General features: G+C 66.2%; 14 protein-coding genes. 10 read left to right on the forward strand and 4 right to left on the reverse strand.

All coding sequences use genetic code 11. The features are described from left to right. The 6 genes from AC5P7F_RS09895 to AC5P7F_RS09920 form a co-directional block, all read left to right on the forward strand. The coding region (locus tag AC5P7F_RS09895; protein ID WP_495204151.1) for a methyl-accepting chemotaxis protein at positions 1 to 478 on the forward strand (478 nt) is incomplete at its 5' end. A gap of 37 nt (positions 479 to 515) precedes the next feature. Next, positions 516 to 1,385, forward strand: a complete 870-nt coding sequence (locus AC5P7F_RS09900) for a CheR family methyltransferase (protein WP_049407415.1) — start codon at positions 516 to 518, stop codon at positions 1,383 to 1,385. After that, positions 1,382 to 1,978 (forward strand): chemoreceptor glutamine deamidase CheD, encoded by a 597-nt coding sequence (cheD, locus tag AC5P7F_RS09905; protein ID WP_014037083.1) that lies wholly within the window; start codon positions 1,382 to 1,384, stop codon positions 1,976 to 1,978. Before AC5P7F_RS09900 ends, cheD begins: the two co-directional genes overlap by 4 nt. After that, positions 1,975 to 3,048 (forward strand): protein-glutamate methylesterase/protein-glutamine glutaminase, encoded by a 1,074-nt coding sequence (locus AC5P7F_RS09910; RefSeq protein WP_014647016.1) that lies wholly within the window; start codon positions 1,975 to 1,977, stop codon positions 3,046 to 3,048. The genes cheD and AC5P7F_RS09910 overlap by 4 nt, the downstream gene beginning before the upstream one ends. Before the next feature lie 414 nt (positions 3,049 to 3,462). Further along, positions 3,463 to 4,101: a hypothetical protein gene (locus AC5P7F_RS09915; RefSeq protein WP_075076504.1), complete on the forward strand. Its 639-nt coding sequence runs from the start codon at positions 3,463 to 3,465 to the stop codon at positions 4,099 to 4,101. 219 nt (positions 4,102 to 4,320) lie between these two features. Further along, positions 4,321 to 5,466, forward strand: a complete 1,146-nt coding sequence (locus tag AC5P7F_RS09920) for an XVIPCD domain-containing protein (protein ID WP_239510531.1) — start codon at positions 4,321 to 4,323, stop codon at positions 5,464 to 5,466. A 144-nt stretch (positions 5,467 to 5,610) separates the two neighbouring features. Here the strand turns inward: AC5P7F_RS09920 and acnB are convergent, their stop codons facing one another. From acnB to AC5P7F_RS09935, 3 genes are read right to left on the reverse strand one after another with little or no spacing between them, the layout of a single operon-like run. Next, complete coding sequence (acnB, locus tag AC5P7F_RS09925; protein ID WP_014647014.1) at positions 5,611 to 8,202, reverse strand: bifunctional aconitate hydratase 2/2-methylisocitrate dehydratase; 2,592 nt, start codon at positions 8,200 to 8,202, stop codon at positions 5,611 to 5,613. A 43-nt stretch (positions 8,203 to 8,245) separates the two neighbouring features. Continuing rightward, the gene (locus tag AC5P7F_RS09930; RefSeq protein WP_005416402.1) at positions 8,246 to 8,644 is read right to left on the reverse strand and encodes a type II toxin-antitoxin system VapC family toxin; all 399 of its coding nucleotides are present in this window, start codon (positions 8,642 to 8,644) and stop codon (positions 8,246 to 8,248) included. Between the two features lie 6 nt (positions 8,645 to 8,650). Next, on the reverse strand, positions 8,651 to 8,875 hold the full coding sequence (locus AC5P7F_RS09935) for an AbrB/MazE/SpoVT family DNA-binding domain-containing protein (protein ID WP_005409505.1): 225 nt from the start codon (positions 8,873 to 8,875) through the stop codon (positions 8,651 to 8,653). 302 nt (positions 8,876 to 9,177) lie between these two features. Here AC5P7F_RS09935 and acnA point away from each other — a divergent pair, with 302 nt between their 5' ends. Further along, positions 9,178 to 11,931 carry an aconitate hydratase AcnA gene (gene acnA, locus AC5P7F_RS09940; protein WP_134808828.1) on the forward strand — a complete coding sequence of 918 codons (2,754 nt, stop codon included), beginning with the start codon at positions 9,178 to 9,180 and terminating at the stop codon, positions 11,929 to 11,931. 129 nt (positions 11,932 to 12,060) lie between these two features. Here the strand turns inward: acnA and AC5P7F_RS09945 are convergent, their stop codons facing one another. Next, the gene (locus tag AC5P7F_RS09945) at positions 12,061 to 13,611 is read right to left on the reverse strand and encodes a BCCT family transporter (RefSeq protein ID WP_014647012.1); all 1,551 of its coding nucleotides are present in this window, start codon (positions 13,609 to 13,611) and stop codon (positions 12,061 to 12,063) included. Between the two features lie 168 nt (positions 13,612 to 13,779). On the opposite strand from AC5P7F_RS09945, the gene betI reads away from it, so the two are divergent. From betI to betA, 3 genes are all read left to right on the forward strand, one after another. Next, positions 13,780 to 14,370 carry a transcriptional regulator BetI gene (gene betI, locus AC5P7F_RS09950; protein ID WP_014647011.1) on the forward strand — a complete coding sequence of 197 codons (591 nt, stop codon included), beginning with the start codon at positions 13,780 to 13,782 and terminating at the stop codon, positions 14,368 to 14,370. 38 nt (positions 14,371 to 14,408) lie between these two features. Continuing rightward, positions 14,409 to 15,881 carry a betaine-aldehyde dehydrogenase gene (gene betB / locus AC5P7F_RS09955; RefSeq protein WP_014647010.1) on the forward strand — a complete coding sequence of 491 codons (1,473 nt, stop codon included), beginning with the start codon at positions 14,409 to 14,411 and terminating at the stop codon, positions 15,879 to 15,881. 101 nt (positions 15,882 to 15,982) lie between these two features. Continuing rightward, positions 15,983 to 17,665, forward strand: a complete 1,683-nt coding sequence (gene betA, locus AC5P7F_RS09960) for a choline dehydrogenase (protein WP_014647009.1) — start codon at positions 15,983 to 15,985, stop codon at positions 17,663 to 17,665. Positions 17,666 to 17,843: the final 178 nt, after the last annotated feature.

Consider the following 17,843-nt stretch of genomic DNA (forward strand, 5'->3'; position numbering starts at 1 on the left):
CGCCAAGGAGATCAAGGGCCTGATCGACGACTCGGTCGGCAAGGTCAACGACGGCTCGGCGCTGGTGCACAAGGCCGGCGCGACCATGGGCGAGATCGTCGCCTCGGTGCAGCGCGTGACCGACATCATGGCCGAGATCTCTGCGGCCTCGCAGGAACAGTCGGCGGGCATCGAGCAGGTCAACCAGACCGTGGTGCAGATGGACGAAACCACCCAGCAGAATGCTGCGTTGGTGGAAGAAGCCACTGCTGCGGCACGCGCAATGGAGGACCAGGCCGGCCAGCTGGCTGACGCCGTGGCGATCTTCCGCCTCGACAACCAGGTGTCCGCCGCAGTGAAGGCCGTGGCCGCGCGCGCGGAGCCGGCCCGTATCACCACCGTGGCACGCCCGCAGCCGACCAGCACGCCCGCTCCGGTCCGCCGCAGCAGCAACGCCAGCACCTTCGCCGCCAGCGACAGCGACTGGCAGGAATTCTGAGACCCACCCGCGGCGGCTGCGGCCGCCGCCTCTGCCGATGGACACGTCCCCCGTGCAAAGTCCTACCCCCATCGTCACCGGCCCGCGCGAATTCGAGTTCGCCGACCGCGATTTCCGCCGCGTCTGCGACCTGATCTACCAGCGCGTGGGCATCGCCCTCGCGCCGGCAAAGCGCGACATGGTCTATGGCCGCCTGTCGCGCCGCCTGCGCACGCTGGGCATGCGCAGCTTCCAGCAGTACCTGGACCATCTGGAGCAGGAAGATGGTGACGAATGGCAGGCGTTCACCAACGCGCTGACCACCAACCTGACCTCGTTCTTCCGCGAACCGCATCACTTCGACAAGCTGCGCGAGGAACTCCAACAGCGCTCCAGCCGCGCCCCACTGCTGCTGTGGTCGTGCGCGGCGTCCACCGGCGAAGAGCCCTACTCGATGGCGATCACCGCCTGCGAGGCCTTCGGCACGTTGAAGCCGCCGGTACGCATCATTGCCACCGACGTCGATACCCAGGTGCTGGCCACCGCCGGCCGCGGCGTCTACAACATCGATCGCGTCGCCAGCCTCGATCCGGACCTGCGCCGCCGCTACTTCCAGCGCGGCAGCGGCCCCAACGAGGGCCAGTGCCGCGTGCTGCCGGCGCTGCGCGAACTGATCGAGTTCCGCCCATTGAACCTGCTCGCCCCGCGCTACGACGTCGGCGGCCCGTTCGACGCGCTGTTCTGCCGCAACGTGATGATCTACTTCGACAAGCCGACCCAGCGCGCCATCCTCGGTCGCCTGGTCCAGCACCTGGCCGATGACGGCCTGCTCTACACCGGCCATTCGGAGAACTACCTGCACGCCGCCGACCTGATCCAGCCCTGCGGCCGCACCCTGTACCGCCGTGCGGCAAAGGCCGGCGCATGAATGCCTCGCTGCGTACCGACGATGTGATGCGCTACCAGGATGCGCGCTTCCAGACCATCGCCGCCAAGCTGCTGCCGACCCAGTACCTGGTGGTCGATGACACCACTGCGCTGACCACCACGCTGGGCTCCTGCGTGGCGGCCTGCCTGCGCGACCCGGTGCTGAAGATCGGCGGCATGAACCACTTCCTGCTGCCGGAGGGCAACGCCGGTGACGGCGCACCCGCACGCTACGGCAGCTATGCGATGGAACTGCTGATCAACGACATGCTCAAGCGGGGCGCCCACCGCAAGCGCATCGAAGCCAAGGTGTTCGGCGGCGCCAACGTGCTCAAGGGCTTCACCAGCAATCCAGTGGGCACCCGCAACGCCGAGTTCGTGCGCCAGTACCTGCAGGCCGAGCACATCCCGATCATCGCCGAGGACCTGTGCGGCATCCATCCGCGCAAGATCTGGTTCTTCGCCGACACCGGCCGCGTGGTGGTGCAGCGCCTGCCGCATGCGCATGAGGCCGAAGTGGCCGCCACCGAATCGGCGGTGCGTGCGCGCCTGTCCAAGGCGCCGGTCACCGGTGGCGTGGAGCTGTTCGAATGACCTTTACCGGCAACGCCCCCTGCCGGGTGCTGATCGTCGACGACTCTGCCGTCGTGCGCCAGATGCTCACCGAGATCCTGTCCAGCGATCCCGCCATCGACGTGGTCGGCACCGCCGCCGACCCGCTGCTGGCCCGTGAAAAGATCAAGCGACTGGCCCCGGACGTGATCACCCTGGACGTGGAAATGCCGCGCATGGACGGGCTGGCGTTCCTGGAAAACCTGATGCGCCTGCACCCGTTGCCGGTGGTGATGATCTCCTCGCTCACCGAGCGCGGCGCCGACACCACCCTGCAGGCACTGGCGCTGGGCGCCGTGGATTTCGTGTCCAAGCCGAAGTTGGACGTGGCCCGCGGCCTGCAGGGCTACGCCGACGAGATCATCGCCAAGGTCAAGATGGCGGCGCGCTCGCGGGTACGTCCGCTGGTGCGCGCCGCCGCGCCGAAGCTCATGCTGGACGCCGCGCCCGCGATACGCCCGGCCGCGCCGCAGTTCCGCACCACCGACCGGCTGATCGCGATCGGTTCCTCGGCGGGCGGCACCGAAGCGCTGCGCGTGGTGCTGGAAGGCATGCCTGCCGACGCGCCCGCCGTGGTGATGACCCAGCACCTGCCGGCCAGCTTCAGCAGTGCCTTCGCCGAACGCCTGGACCGCCACTCGGCGATGGCGGTACGTGAGGCCAGCGACGGCGAAGCGGTGCTGCCCGGCCACGCCTACCTGCCGCCGGGCGGCAAGCACCTGCGGATCATCCGCGACGGTGCGCGCTGGCGCTGCCGCGTCGACGATGGCCCGGCAGTGAACCGCCACAAGCCGGCAGTGGACGTGCTGTTCCGTTCGGTCGCGCAGAACGCCGGTGGCAACGCCATCGGCGCCATCCTCACCGGCATGGGCGATGACGGTGCACGCGGCCTGCTGGAAATGCGCCAGGCCGGCGCGCCGACGTTGGTGCAGGACGAGGCCACCAGCGTGGTCTGGGGCATGCCGGGTGCCGCGTTCAAGCTGGGCGCGGCCGAGGAACAGGTGCCACTGGAGCGGATCGCCGAGCGGCTGCTCGCCCTCGCCCGCGGCTGACAGGCCCCTGTAGAGCCGAGCCCACGCTCGGCTCTGCACCCTGCTGGACACCTCCAAGAGACGTCAGGCTCCATTGCCGATCCGCCGCCAGCACTTTCGACCATTGATGTTTCAACGACGCTGATCGAGGTTTGATCCTGCCGCAAGCCATGCGCGCCAAACGGGAGGCCCGCAGGACACCGACTTGGAGCGCGGCTGGAGCGGGTCGTATAGTCAGGTATCGCACAGCAATGGAACGCCGATGAACGTTACCCCGCAAGGCCGCGCTGCTCGGGTACGCAGGGAGGGAGGTCCGGATAGCGGGCAATACCCACTGCGCAACCTGTCGCATTTGCCCGGATGCGGCGCCGTCGTTCGTGATGAGACCGCATGTTCCAGGGATCAAGGAAAATCCTGCAGCGACATGGACCGCTCATGCTGAAAGTTCTCCCGACCCTTGCTCACGTTGCGTTGATCGCCTCGATCACACTGGCCGTTCCGGGCTGCAACAAGGAACGCTCATACCCGGTCTATCGCGAGAATCCTGCACCCAGGGATGCGCTGCCTATTGTGATTCGGGTCCACGATGCACCCGTGGATGTCCCCGTTCCTTCGGTCTTTGTCACGTATGAGATAGACCCACTCTGTCTCCCTCCGGTCAACAATTGGGAGGGGGTGCAGTACGAGCCGAACCAGCACAAGGTTGAGCTTCAGGCACAGCGCCTCAGTGCCACTGAATTCAGCAGTGTTGTATTCAACGATGGCATGGAAGTTGCCGACTATTACGGTCGCGGCCCGTGCACTTGGACGCCCGTGCTCGTGGAAGCTTCATTCGCCTTCATCATCGATGATCGCCCTATCCAAGCAACCGCATGGACTTCATTCACAAAGCTTGAAACCGAGAAACTCGCTACTACCTACGTACATCGCGCCTTGCGCCCCATGACTTCAGGGGGATCGCCAGAGTGGACGCCTACCGAGCCTTCGACTTGGTACGAGAAGATGCCTCAAGATAAGCGAAAGGATTACTTCCCAATCGAAATCTCCACACGGACTGAAGGAACAGCCCAATGAATCCTGGAGCAAATGCAGCCCTCTCAGATCATGTCTACAAGGATCCGCTCCCTGCGCCCAAGGCCATTGTTACCATTGCCGGGACGGAATATCGTGTATTGGCCAGCCTAAACTCCGCCACCGGCTACCAAGGCGTCAAGAGTCAACGCACAACTCGGCGATGCCCTCGCACTCACCAAGCAGGCGATCGATCTGGCTAAAGAGAATGGGTATGGTCCGGTGTACGTCACCGGCCACTCGCTGGGCGGCGCGCTCGCCCAGATCACTGCACACCACTACAACCTCCCCGGCGACGCATTCAATCCTTACGGTGCTGCCGGGCTGGCGTATCGCCTTCCTGAGGGCCAGCCGGCCAACGCGGCGCCCTTCACCAACCATGTGATGGCAGGCGACCTGGTCAGTGCGGGCGGTCCTCATTACGGCAAGGTCGAGATGTATGCGCTGCCCAGGGAACTGGAGGTCCTGCGCAACGCCGAGCACGGCCAGCGCATCGCCTCGCTTGGAACACCTGGGATGAAAAGCGGCCATGTCATGTCCGCCGCGGTGGCGGTCCAGTTGGGCGACTCCCATCGATTGGTTCATTTCCTTGATCGCGTGACCGACAAGGGCCCGGTGCCGTCTGTACTGGACAATCCCCTGGCCCGGATCACGGATCCCGAAGACCTGCGCAGGATTGCCGACTACCGCAGTGATGTTCATCAGTTGCGCGCAGGCGCGACCGTGCTTGTCGGCGGCGGACCTGGCCTGCTGCGCGACGGGGTCAATTACCTGCGCGGTATTGAGGAAGCCGGTGCATATGCCCGCCGCGAGGCTGAAGCGGAGCAGCGGGCCCGGAATGCGCTCAGGCCGGGGGAGCAGCTGATCCAGGATGCAACCGACAAGGGCTCGCCCTCTCTCGGCAATCCCGGCTTCTCTCCCAGGAGTCCATTGCAGGAGAGCATTGAGTCAACCTTGGACAAGGCAGGCTTGGATCCCAGGAAGGAAGGCCATCCAGACCATGTGCTCTACCAGCAGATCCGCGATGGTGTATCCGCCGTGGATGCCAGGCACGGGCGCAGCTTCGATGAAACCAGTGAGCGCATGACGGCCAGCCTGCTTGCGACGGCCAAGAGCAGCGGCCTCGAACGCGTTGATCATGTGGTCCTGGGCAGTCCACCCAGCGATGGCTCGGGCCCTCGCCTGTTCGTTGTGCAGGGAGCACCGGGCAATCCGGCACACCTGCGGGCGTCGGTTCCGATCAGCGAGGCAATCAATACGCCGGTGGAGCAGTCGATCGCCAAGGCCGAACAGATTGCGCAGGCACAGCAGGTCGGTCAGCAAGACCACGTCCAGGAGCAGACCCGAACCGCGATGCGCATGGGCTAGGCCACCTGGCCGGGCACAATAGAAACCCGGCTTTCACCGGAGGTTCTTCGTTTCAACGGGTTGCCGGCCAGCGGCCGGCACTACCATGCGTCGTCCGCTCACAAAAAAACCCCCGGCGCGAGCCGGGGGTTTTCAGTTACCGCATCAGGCAGCGACCGTCTTGGCCACGTCCTGGTATTCCTCGATCTGGTCGAAGTTCATGTAGCGGTAGATCTCCGCACCATTGGCGTTGATCACGCCGATGTCCGCCATGTACTCCTCCTTGGTCGGGATGCGGCCCAGGCGCGAGCAGATCGCCGCCAGTTCGGCCGAGCCCAGGTACACGTTGGTGTTGCGGCCCAGGCGGTTCGGGAAGTTGCGGGTCGAGGTCGACATCGCGGTGGAGCCTTCGCGAATCTGCGCCTGGTTGCCCATGCACAGCGAGCAGCCCGGCATTTCCATGCGCGCGCCGGTAGCGCCGAAGGTGCCGTACACGCCTTCCTTGGTCAGCTCCGAAGCATCCATCTTGGTCGGCGGGGCCACCCACAGGCGGGTCGGCAGGTCACGCTTGCCTTCCAGCAGCTTGGCAGCGGCGCGGAAGTGACCGATGTTGGTCATGCACGAACCGATGAACACTTCGTCGATCTTGGCGCCGGCCACTTCGGACAGGGTCTTCACGTCGTCCGGGTCGTTCGGGCAGGCCACGATCGGCTCGTGGATGTCGGCCAGGTCGATCTCGATGACGGCGGCGTACTCGGCGTCGGCATCCGGCTCCAGCAGCTGCGGGTTGGCCAGCCAAGCTTCCATCTTCTCGATGCGACGCTGCAGCGAACGCGGGTCCTGGTAACCCTCGGCAATCATCCACTTCAGCAGGGTGATGTTGCTGGTCAGGTACTCGATGATCGGTTCCTTGTTCAGGCGCACCGAGCAACCGGCCGCCGAACGCTCGGCCGAGGCATCGGACAGTTCGAACGCCTGCTCGACCTTCAGCTCCGGTAGGCCTTCGATTTCCAGGATGCGACCGGAGAAGATGTTCTTCTTGCCAGCCTTGGCCACGGTCAGCAGGCCCGACTTGATCGCGTACAGCGGGATCGCGTTGACCAGGTCACGCAGGGTCACGCCCGGCTGCATCTTGCCCTTGAAGCGCACCAGCACCGACTCCGGCATGTCCAGCGGCATCACGCCGGTGGCCGCGGCGAAGGCGACCAGGCCCGAACCGGCCGGGAACGAAATACCCACCGGGAAACGGGTGTGCGAGTCACCACCGGTGCCGACGGTGTCCGGCAGCAGCATGCGGTTGAGCCAGCTGTGGATCACGCCGTCGCCCGGGCGCAGCGAGACGCCGCCACGGGTGGAGATGAACTCCGGCAGGGTGTGGTGGGTCTTCACGTCCACCGGCTTCGGGTACGCGGCGGTATGGCAGAACGACTGCATCACCAGGTCGGCCGAGAAGCCCAGGCACGCCAGGTCCTTCAGCTCGTCGCGGGTCATCGGGCCGGTGGTGTCCTGCGAGCCCACCGAGGTCATCTTCGGTTCGCAGTAGGTGCCCGGGCGCATGCCCTGGCCTTCCGGCAGGCCACAGGCGCGGCCGACCATCTTCTGCGCCAGCGAGAAGCCCTTGCCGGTGTCGACCGGCTGCACCGGCAGGCGGAACAGATCGGTCGGGGCCAGGCCCAGCGCTTCGCGCGCCTTGCCGGTCAGGCCACGGCCGATGATCAGCGGAATGCGGCCACCGGCACGCACTTCGTCGAACAGCACGTCGGACTTGACCTGGAACTCGGCGATCACCTCGCCGTTCTTCAGCGCCTTGCCTTCATACGGACGCAGCTCGACCACATCGCCGTGTTCCATCTTCGACACGTCCAGCTCGATCGGCAGCGCGCCGGCATCTTCCATGGTGTTGTAGAAGATCGGGGCGATCTTCGAACCCAGGCAGACGCCACCGGCGCGCTTGTTCGGGATGAACGGAATGTCATCGCCGGTCCACCACAGCACGCTGTTGGTGGCCGACTTGCGCGAGGAACCGGTGCCGACCACGTCGCCGACGTAGGCGACCAGATGGCCCTTGTCCTTCAGGTCGAGGATCTGCTGGATCGGGCCGCGCTTGCCGTCTTCTTCCGGGGTGAACGGCGCGTCGTCGCGCTTGTTCTTCAGCATCGCCAGGGCGTGCATCGGAATGTCCGGGCGGGTGGTCGCGTCCGGTGCCGGCGACAGGTCGTCGGTGTTGGTCTCGCCCGGCACCTTGAACACGGTGACGGTCAGGCTCTGCGGCACTTCCGGATTGCTGGTGAACCACTCGGCATCGGCCCAGCTCTGCAGCACGGCCTGGGCGTTGGCGTTGCCGGCCTTGGCCTTTTCCTGCACGTCATGGAACGCATCGAACACCAGCAGGGTCTTCTTCAGGCCGTTGGCGGCGATGGTGCCGACGCTGGCGTCGTCCAGCAACTGCACCAGCGGGGCGACGTTGTAACCGCCGAGCATGGTGCCCAGCAGTTCGGTGGCGCGCTCGCGGCTGATCAGCGGGTTCTGCTCGCTGCCCAGGGCGATCGCCGCCAGGTAAGAGGCCTTGACCTTGGCCGCGTCATCGACACCGGCCGGCACGCGATGGGTCAGCAGGTCGAGCAGGAACTCGGCCTCGCCCTGCGGCGGGTTCTTCAGCAGTTCGATGACATCGGCCGTCTGCTGCGCGCTCAGCGGCAGCGGCGGGATGCCAAGCGCAGCGCGCTCGGCGACGTGGTGGCGGTAGGCTTCCAACATGACAACTCCCGGGTAATGCGTAGGTTGAAATAACAAAGTGGGCTCAGGCGTGCGGCACGATCAGCTTCAGGCCCTTGAAGTAGTCGCGGTAAAACGTGTCGTTCCAGGTGATCAGGCCGTCACACTGCAGCAGTGCGTGGGCGCCGACCATGAATTCGTCCAGGCTGCGGCGGCTGCCGCCGCGCTGGCGATGACGGCGGTGCATCTCGCCGGCGCGCAGCGCCGACTTGGCTTCCATCGGGTTGAAGTGCACGCCCATTTCTTCCAGCGCTTCGAGCACCTCGGCGCCGCCGCGCAGCGATGCGCAGACCTCGGCCAGGGTCGCGCCACAGACCACCACGCGGCCACCGACCAGGCTCTGCCGGAGGATGGCTTCCACGGCATCGGCCTGCGGACCATTGCTGAGCAGCTCGACCAGCACCGGTGAATCGACGGCGATCATCACGGCTTATTCCTCGTCACGCACCGCGCGTACCGCTGCGTCGGACGATTCGAAGCCGTCCAGCGCAAACTTGCCGCGCGCCCGTGAAATGGCATCGTCAACACTCTTGCGCAGGATGATGCGGCTGCCGTCCAGCTCGACCTTCAGCAGCGTGCCCTTGGTCAGGCCGAGGGCATCACGCACCGCCTTGGGCAGGGTGATCTGTCCGCGTTCTGCAACAGTGGCTTCCATCGGTAGGCCCTCCAGAGTATGCACAAATTATACATACTTCCCCGGGCATACTTCCACCCTGAACAGGACCGGCGCCCCGCCAGCCCTTGCCTTGCAAAGGATCGGCCACAAACGTGACATACGCCATACACCTTCCCCTGTAGTCTGGAACCGATGCCGCAGGCCGGGACCCGGCCCGGATGAATCCATTCAGTCTGAGGTTCATACTGGGACGACCGGGGACGTCAGGCCCGCGGCGACCGCAAGCAGGCCCGCCCATGCGCGGGCCACTGCAAGCCATCCGCAAGAAGGAGTTACCCCGCATGAGCGATTCGTTCTCCACCCGCAGCCAGCTGAACGTCGGCGGCAAGACCTACGACTACTTCAGCCTGCCCACGCTGGGCCAGCGCTTCGATATCTCCCACCTGCCCTACTCGATGAAGATCCTGCTGGAGAACCTGCTCCGGCACGAGGACGGCGGTATCACCGTCGGCAAGGACCACATCGAAGCCGTGGCCCGCTGGAACCCGGCGGCCGAGCCGGACACCGAGATCGCCTTCATGCCGGCGCGCGTGGTCCTGCAGGACTTCACCGGCGTGCCCTGCGTGGTCGACCTGGCCGCGATGCGCGACGCGGTCGTCAAGCTGGGCGGCTCGCCGGAGCAGATCAACCCGCAGATCCCCTCCGAACTGGTCATCGACCACTCGGTGCAGGTCGATGTGTTCGGCAAGCCGGACGCGCTCGACCTCAACGGCAAGATCGAGTTCCAGCGCAACCAGGAACGCTACGGCTTCCTGCGCTGGGGCCAGAAGGCCTTCGACAACTTCAAGGTGGTGCCGCCGAACACCGGCATCGTCCACCAGGTGAACCTGGAGAACCTGGCCCGCGTAGTGATGACCGCCGACAAGGACGGCAAGGCGGTCGCCTACCCCGATACCGTGTTCGGTACCGACAGCCACACCACCATGATCAACGGCATCGGCGTGCTTGGCTGGGGCGTGGGCGGCATCGAAGCCGAGGCCGCCATGCTCGGCCAACCGTCGTCGATGCTGATTCCGCAGGTGGTCGGCTTCAAGCTGACCGGCAAGCTGCCCGAGGGTGCCACCGCTACGGACCTGGTGCTGACCGTCACCCAGATGCTGCGCAAGCTGGGCGTCGTCGGCAAGTTCGTCGAGTTCTACGGTGACGGCCTGCAGCACCTGCCGCTGGCCGACCGTGCCACCATCGGCAACATGGCCCCGGAGTACGGCGCCACCTGCGGCATCTTCCCGATCGACGCCGAATCGCTGAACTACCTGCGCCTGTCCGGCCGCAGCGAAGAGCAGATCGACCTGGTCGAAGCCTATGCCAAGGCACAGGGCCTGTGGCACGAACCGGGCAGCCCGCATGCCCAGTACAGCACCACGCTGGAACTGGACATGGGCACGGTGAAGCCGTCGCTGGCCGGCCCGAAGCGTCCGCAGGACCGCGTGCTGCTGGAGGACGTGCAGAAGAACTACCGCGAAGCACTGGTTGGCATGACCAGCAACCGCGACAAGCGCAGTGATGATGTTTCCTCGTTCGTCAATGAAGGCGGCGGCGCGGCGGTCGGCAACGAGCAGCTGGCCAAGGGCTTCGCCGACATCGAGATCGAAGGCCGCAAGGTGCGGCTGAAGGATGGCGCGGTGGTCATCGCCGCCATCACCTCCTGCACCAACACCTCCAACCCGGCGGTGATGATCGGTGCCGGCCTGCTGGCCCGCAATGCGGCCGCCAAGGGCCTGAACCGCCAGCCGTGGGTGAAGACCTCGCTCGGGCCGGGCTCGCGCGTGGTCACGGACTACCTGGAAAAGGCCGGCGTGCTGAAGGAGCTGGAGAAGATCGGCTTCTACGTGGTCGGCTACGGCTGCACCACCTGCATCGGCAACTCCGGCCCGCTGCCGACCGAAGTCAGCGCCGGCATCGCCACCGGCGACCTGGTGGTCACCTCGGTGCTGTCGGGCAACCGCAACTTCGAGGGTCGCGTGCACCCCGAAGTGAAGATGAACTACCTGGCAAGCCCGCCGCTGGTGGTGGCCTATGCCATCGCCGGCACCACCGACATCGACCTGACCACCCAGCCGCTGGGCACCGGCAGCGATGGCCAGCCGGTGTTCCTGCGCGACATCTGGCCGAGCAACAAGGAAATCGGCGATGTCATCGCCGCCACCATCGGCCCGGAGATGTTCAAGCAGAACTACGCCGACGTGTTCAAGGGCGACACCCGCTGGAACACCATCGCCTCGCCGGACGGCAACCTGTACGCGTGGAGCGATGCCTCCACCTACATCAAGAACCCGCCGTACTTCGATGGCATGACCATGCAGACCGGCAGCATCGACGACGTGCACGGCGCACGCGTGATGGGCCTGTTCGGCGATTCGATCACCACCGACCACATCTCCCCGGCCGGCAACATCAAGAAGGACTCGCCGGCGGGCCGCTTCCTGCAGGAACGCGGCGTGCAGCCGGCCGACTTCAACAGCTACGGCAGCCGCCGCGGCAACGACGACGTCATGGTCCGCGGCACCTTCGCCAACATCCGCATCAAGAACCTGATGTTCGGTGGCGAGGAAGGCGGCAACACCCTGTACTACCCCGCCGGTGGTGGCCAGCCGGAGAAGCTGGCGATCTACGATGCGGCCATGAAGTACAAGGCCGACAAGGTGCCGCTGGTGGTGCTGGCCGGCAAGGAATACGGCACCGGTTCGTCGCGCGACTGGGCGGCCAAGGGCACCCTGCTGCTGGGGGTGAAGGCGGTCATCGCCGAAAGCTTCGAGCGCATCCACCGCTCCAACCTGGTCGGCATGGGCGTGCTGCCGCTGCAGTTCCGCAAAGGCGAGAACGCGCAGAGCCTGGGCCTGGACGGCTCGGAAGTGATCGACATCACCGGCCTGCAGGACGGTGCCAGCAAGCGCGCCACGGTCACCGCGACCAAGGCCGATGGCACGAAGAAGACCTTCGAGGTCTCGGTGATGCTGCTGACCCCGAAGGAAGTCGAGTACTTCCGTCATGGCGGCCTGCTGCAGTACGTGCTGCGCCAGCTGGCAGCCAAGTAACGGAAAAGGGCCGGATCCTTGCGGGTCCGGCCCTTTCCGTCTGCGATGCCCCCCCTGTAGAGCCGAGCCTGCGCTCGTCTGCTTCTGCGCCAACAGCAGCCGAGCGTGGGCTCGGCTCTACAGAGGCGCTCAGCGGCGGGGTGCGTCCGGGTCGGTGCGCAGCGCCTTCAGCAGGCCCCACATGTAGAACGCCAGGGTGAACGAGAACGGCAGGCCACACAGCACCACCGCCGTCTGCATCGCACTGAAATTGCCCGCCAGCAGCAGGCCGACGCTGGCCACGGTAATGCCGGCCGCCCAGAACACGCGCAGCCAGATCGGCGCGTCATGGCCGTCTTCCACACCATCGTCAACGCGACGGGTGCACAGGTTGGCGATCATCAGCGTGCCCGAGTCGACCGGGGTCAGGAACAGCACGAAGCCGATCACCACTGCGGCACCGGCCACGTACGGCGCGCCGGGCAGGTATTCCAGCAGCTTGAACAGCGTCATCGCCGCATCGTGCTGGGCCACCTCACCCAGGATCGCCTGGCCGTGGTTGAGCACCAGGTCGATGGCGGTGTTGCCGAAGATCGACAGCCAGGCCAGGGTGAAGCCGAGCGGGATCAGCAGCACGCCCATGATCACTTCGCGGATGGTGCGGCCGCGCGAGATGCGCGCCACGAAAAGGCCGACGAACGGCGCCCAGGCGATCCACCAGGCCCAGTAGAACAGCGTCCACGAGCCCATCCACTCACGGCCCTTCGGGTCGTTGAGGTACATGTCGAAGCTCTTGCGCACGAACGCGCCAAGGTAATCGCCGGTGTTCTGGATCAGGCCGTCGAACAGGTGCAGGGTCGGGCCGGTGACCAGCACGAACAGCAGCAGGCCACACAGCAGGCGCACGTTGAGGTTGGACAGCCAGGCAATGCCCTTTTCCACACCGGCGACCACGCCGATGGTGGCCACCACCATCATCACCAGCACGATGGCCACCAGCACCTGCGGCGTATCCGGGATGTGGAACAGGTAGACCAGGCCGGACTGCACCACCAGCGCGCCGATGCCGAGGTTGGTCACCATCGAGATCAGCGTGGCCAGGATGCCGAAACCATCGACCATGTCGCCGATGCGGCCGTGGATGCGCTCACCGAAGATCGGGTACAGGGCCGAGCGCAGCGCCAGCGGCAGGTCGCGGCGGTACGCGAAGTAGCCCAGCGCCACGCCGACCAGCGCGTACAGCGCCCAGCCGTGCAGGCCCCAGTGCAGGAAGGTCAGCACCATCGCTTCGCGGCCGGCGGCCACGGTCCCGCCGGGTTGCCCGGGCGGATGCAGGAAATGGTCCAGCGGCTCGTAGGCACCGTAGTACAGCAGCGCGATGCCGATGCCGGCCGAGAACAGCATCGAGACCCAGGCAACGTAGCCAAACGCCGGTGACTCCTCGTTGTGGCCCAGGCGGATGCGGCCATACGGCGAGAACGCCAGCCACAGCACGAAGCCCAGGCACAGCACGATCAGCAGCATGTACCACCAGCCGAACGCGGCCGACACCTCGGCCTGCGCCCATTGCAGCCAGTGCTCGCTGCCTTCGGGATAGAGAACGGTGAGCAGCCCGAGGATGCCGATCGACACCGAGGAGCTGAGAAAGACAAAACGGTTCAAGCGCAGGGGCGAACGCTTGGGATGAGCCAGGGAAGACATGGGATCGTCTCATCAGTCCGGGGGAGCACATGGGCGGGGCCGGACCGGTAAACCGGGCCCATGGCGTGGGGCGCGAGCGCATCCTAGGGTTTATTGATTGAACGTTCAATCAATAAAAAGCATAATGGCGGGCAGCCGATCCTTCGGGTCGCAATCCGTGGAGAGACAATGCCGAAGAAAGGCGTGGAACCGGTACGGCGCGAACAGCTGATCCGGGCCACTTTCCAGACCATCGACGAGATCGGCATGGCCGACGCGACCGTCGCCACCATCGCGAAGAAGGCAGGGCTGTCCAGCGGCATCGTCGCCCACTACTTTGGCGACAAGGACGGCCTGCTCAATGCTGCAATGCGGCAGATCCTGCGCGAACTGAAGGACGCCGTCGCCCGCTACCGCGCCGAGGCCAGCGATGACCCCCGCGAGCAGTTGCGTGCCATCGTCGATGGCAACTTCGACGACAGCCAGATCAACGGTACGGCAATGCGCGTCTGGCTCACGTTCTGGGCCGCCAGCATGCACCAGCCGGAACTGGCCCGGCTGCAGCGCGCCAACGACCAGCGCCTGTTCTCCAACCTGTGCCACCAGTTCAACCGCCTGCTGCCCCACCCGCAGGCCCGCCTGGCCGCCCGTGGCCTGGCCGCGATGATCGACGGCCTGTGGCTGCGTGGCAGCCTGGTCGGCGGCCAGTTCAACGCCGACAAGTCGCGGCGCATCGCCTACGGCTACATCGACTTCCAGTTGCAGGCTGCCGCGCTATAAGCGCTTCAGCACCCGCCCCCTTCCAAGGAGTACGCCCCATGACCACCCTGCCCGTCCAACAGCTCTACATCCACGGCCAGCGCGTCGATGCCACCAGCGGCAAGACCTTCAAGACCGTCAACCCGGCCACCGGTGAGGTGATCGCCGAAGTGCAGGTTGCCAGCCAGGCCGACGTCGAGCGCGCCGTGCAGAGCGCGGCCGAAGGCCAGAAGGTGTGGGCCGCGATGACGGCCATGGAGCGCTCGCGCATCCTGCGCCGCGCCGTCGAGCTCCTGCGCGAGCGCAACGACGAACTGGCCCACCTGGAAACCCTGGACACCGGCAAGGCGCTGGCCGAGACCACCACCGTGGACATCGTCACCGGCGCCGACGTGGTCGAGTACTACGCTGGCCTGGCCACCGCCATCGAAGGCATCCAGCTGCCGCTGCGCGAATCGAGCTTCTTCTACACCCGCCGCGAACCGCTGGGCGTGGTGGCCGGCATCGGCGCCTGGAACTACCCGATCCAGATCGCCATGTGGAAGTCGGCCCCGGCCCTGGCCGCCGGCAATGCGATGGTGTTCAAGCCGTCCGAAGTGACCCCGTTGACCGCGATCCGGCTGGCCGAGATCTACACCGAAGCCGGCGTGCCGGCCGGCGTGTTCAACGTCGTGCAGGGCCCGGGCCGCGAGATCGGGCAGTGGCTGACCGAGCACCCGGTGATCGAGAAGATTTCCTTCACCGGCGGCGTCGCCACCGGCAAGAAGGTCATGGCCAGCGCGGCGTCCTCGTCGCTGAAGGAAGTGACCATGGAGCTGGGCGGCAAGTCGCCGCTGGTGATCTGCGATGACGCCGATCTGGACCGCGCCGCCGACATCGCGGTGATGGCCAACTTCTTCAGCTCCGGCCAGGTCTGCACCAACGGCACCCGAGTGTTCGTGCCGCGCAGCATGCTGGCCGCGTTCGAGGCCGCCGTTGTCGAGCGCGTCAAGCGCATCCGCATCGGCGACCCGATGGCCGCCGAGACCAACTTCGGCCCGCTGACCAGCTTCCCGCACATGGAAAACGTGCTGCGCTACATCGAAAGCGGCAAGGCCGAAGGCGCCCGCCTGCTGACCGGCGGCGGCCGTGCCACCGAAGGCGCGCTGGCCAATGGCGCGTACGTGCTGCCGACCGTGTTCTCCGACTGCCGCGATGACATGACGATTGTCCGGGAAGAGATCTTCGGGCCGGTGATGAGCATCCTCGCCTACGACGACGAAGACGAAGTGGTGCGTCGTGCCAACGACACCACCTTCGGCCTCGCCGCCGGCGTGGTCAGCAAGGACGTCAGCCGCGCCCACCGCATCATCCACCGCCTGGAAGCCGGCATCTGCTGGATCAACACCTGGGGCGAATCGCCGGCCGAAATGCCCGTCGGTGGCTACAAGGAATCCGGCGTCGGCCGCGAGAACGGCATCTCGACCCTCGGCCACTACACCCGCATCAAGTCGGTGCAGGTCGAGCTGGGCGACTACGCCAGCGTGTTCTGACCGGCGCGCCGCCAGCACGCCCCATCGTCCGGCCACCGCGCCGATCCGACATCCCGCCGGGACGCCTGCATGCAGCGCGCCCCGGCCTGCAGGAGACACCCATGAGCACCCACAACGAGTACGACTACATCATCATCGGCGCCGGTTCGGCCGGCAACGTGCTGGCTACCCGCCTCACCGAAGATGCCGATGTCAGCGTGCTGCTGCTGGAAGCCGGTGGCCCGGACTACCGGCTCGACTTCCGTACCCAGATGCCGGCGGCACTGGCCTTCCCACTGCAGGGCAAGCGCTACAACTGGGCGTACAAGACCGATCCGGAGCCCTTCATGAACAACCGCCGCATGGACTGCGGCCGCGGCAAGGGCCTGGGCGGCTCGTCGCTGATCAACGGCATGTGCTACATCCGCGGCAACGCGATGGACTATGACAACTGGGCCAGCATGCCGGGCCTGGAAGACTGGACCTACCTGGACTGCCTGCCCTACTTCCGCAAGGCCGAAACCCGTGATATCGGCCCCAATGACTACCACGGTGGCGACGGCCCGCTGCGCGTTACCACGCCGAAGGCCGGCAACAACGAGCTGTTCGCTGCGATGGTCGAAGCCGGCGTGCAGGCCGGCTACCCGCGCACCGACGACCTCAACGGCTACCAGCAGGAAGGTTTCGGCCCGATGGACCGCACGGTGACCCCGAAGGGCCGTCGTTCCAGCACCGCCCGCGGCTACCTGGACCTGGCCAAGCCGCGCCCGAACCTGACCATCGTCACCCACGCGCTGACCGACCGCATTCTGTTCTCGGGCAAGCGCGCCGTGGGCGTGCAGTGGCTGCACAGCGACCAGCCGCAGCGCGCCACCGCCCGCCGCGAAGTGCTGCTGTGCGGCGGCGCCATCGCCTCGCCGCAGATCCTGCAGCGCTCGGGCGTCGGCCCGGCCGACCTGCTGCGCAGCCTGGACATCGACCTGGTGCACCACCTGCCGGGCGTCGGCGCCAACCTGCAGGACCACCTTGAGATGTACCTGCAGTACGAGTGCAAGAAGCCGGTGTCGCTGGCGCCGGCACTGAAGCTGTACAACCAGCCGGCGATCGGTGCCGAGTGGCTGTTCCTGGGCACCGGCATCGGCGCCAGCAACCAGTTCGAGGCCGGTGGCTTCATCCGCAGCGACGCCGAATTCGACTGGCCGAACCTGCAGTACCACTTCCTGCCGGTGGCGATCAATTACAACGGCTCCAACCCGATCAAGGCGCACAGCTTCCAGATGCACGTCGGTTCGATGCGCTCACCCAGCCGCGGCCGCATCCACGTGCGCTCGAAGGACCCGCGCGAACATCCGAGCATCCTGTTCAACTACATGTCGCACGACCAGGACTGGCGCGAGTTCCGTGCGGCGATCCGCATCACCCGCGAGATCTTCGCGCAGCCGGCGCTGGCCCCGTACAGCGGCCGCGAGATCTCGCCGGGAAGCGCGCTGCAGACCGACGCGCAGATCGATGCGTTCGTGCGCGAGCACGCCGAGACTGCCTATCACCCGTCGTGCTCGAACAAGATGGGCCATGCCGACGATCCGATGGCGGTGGTCGATGGCCAGGGCCGCGTACACGGGCTGGAAGGCCTGCGCATCGTCGATGCCTCGATCATGCCGCAGGTGGTGACCGGCAACCTCAACGCGCCGACCATCATGATGGCCGAGAAGCTGGCCGACGTGATCCGCGGCCGCACCCCGCTCGCCCGTAGCACCGCGCCGTACTACAAGGCCAACGGCGCACCCGTTCGCAAGCAGGGTTGACGCAGCCGGCCCGCTTGGGGCCACGGTAGTGCCGGCCGCTGGCCGGCATCCATCGTATGGTCCGTCCAGCGCAGATGCCGGCCAGCGGCCAGCACTACCCAGCAAGGGGCCCTTCGGGGCCTCTTCGCGTTTTCCCTACGGCGGGGTATGCTGCAATGACCGGCCGTTGTCGATACGC

Source organism: Stenotrophomonas sp. YJH_SMC_105-26 (assembly GCF_059368915.1).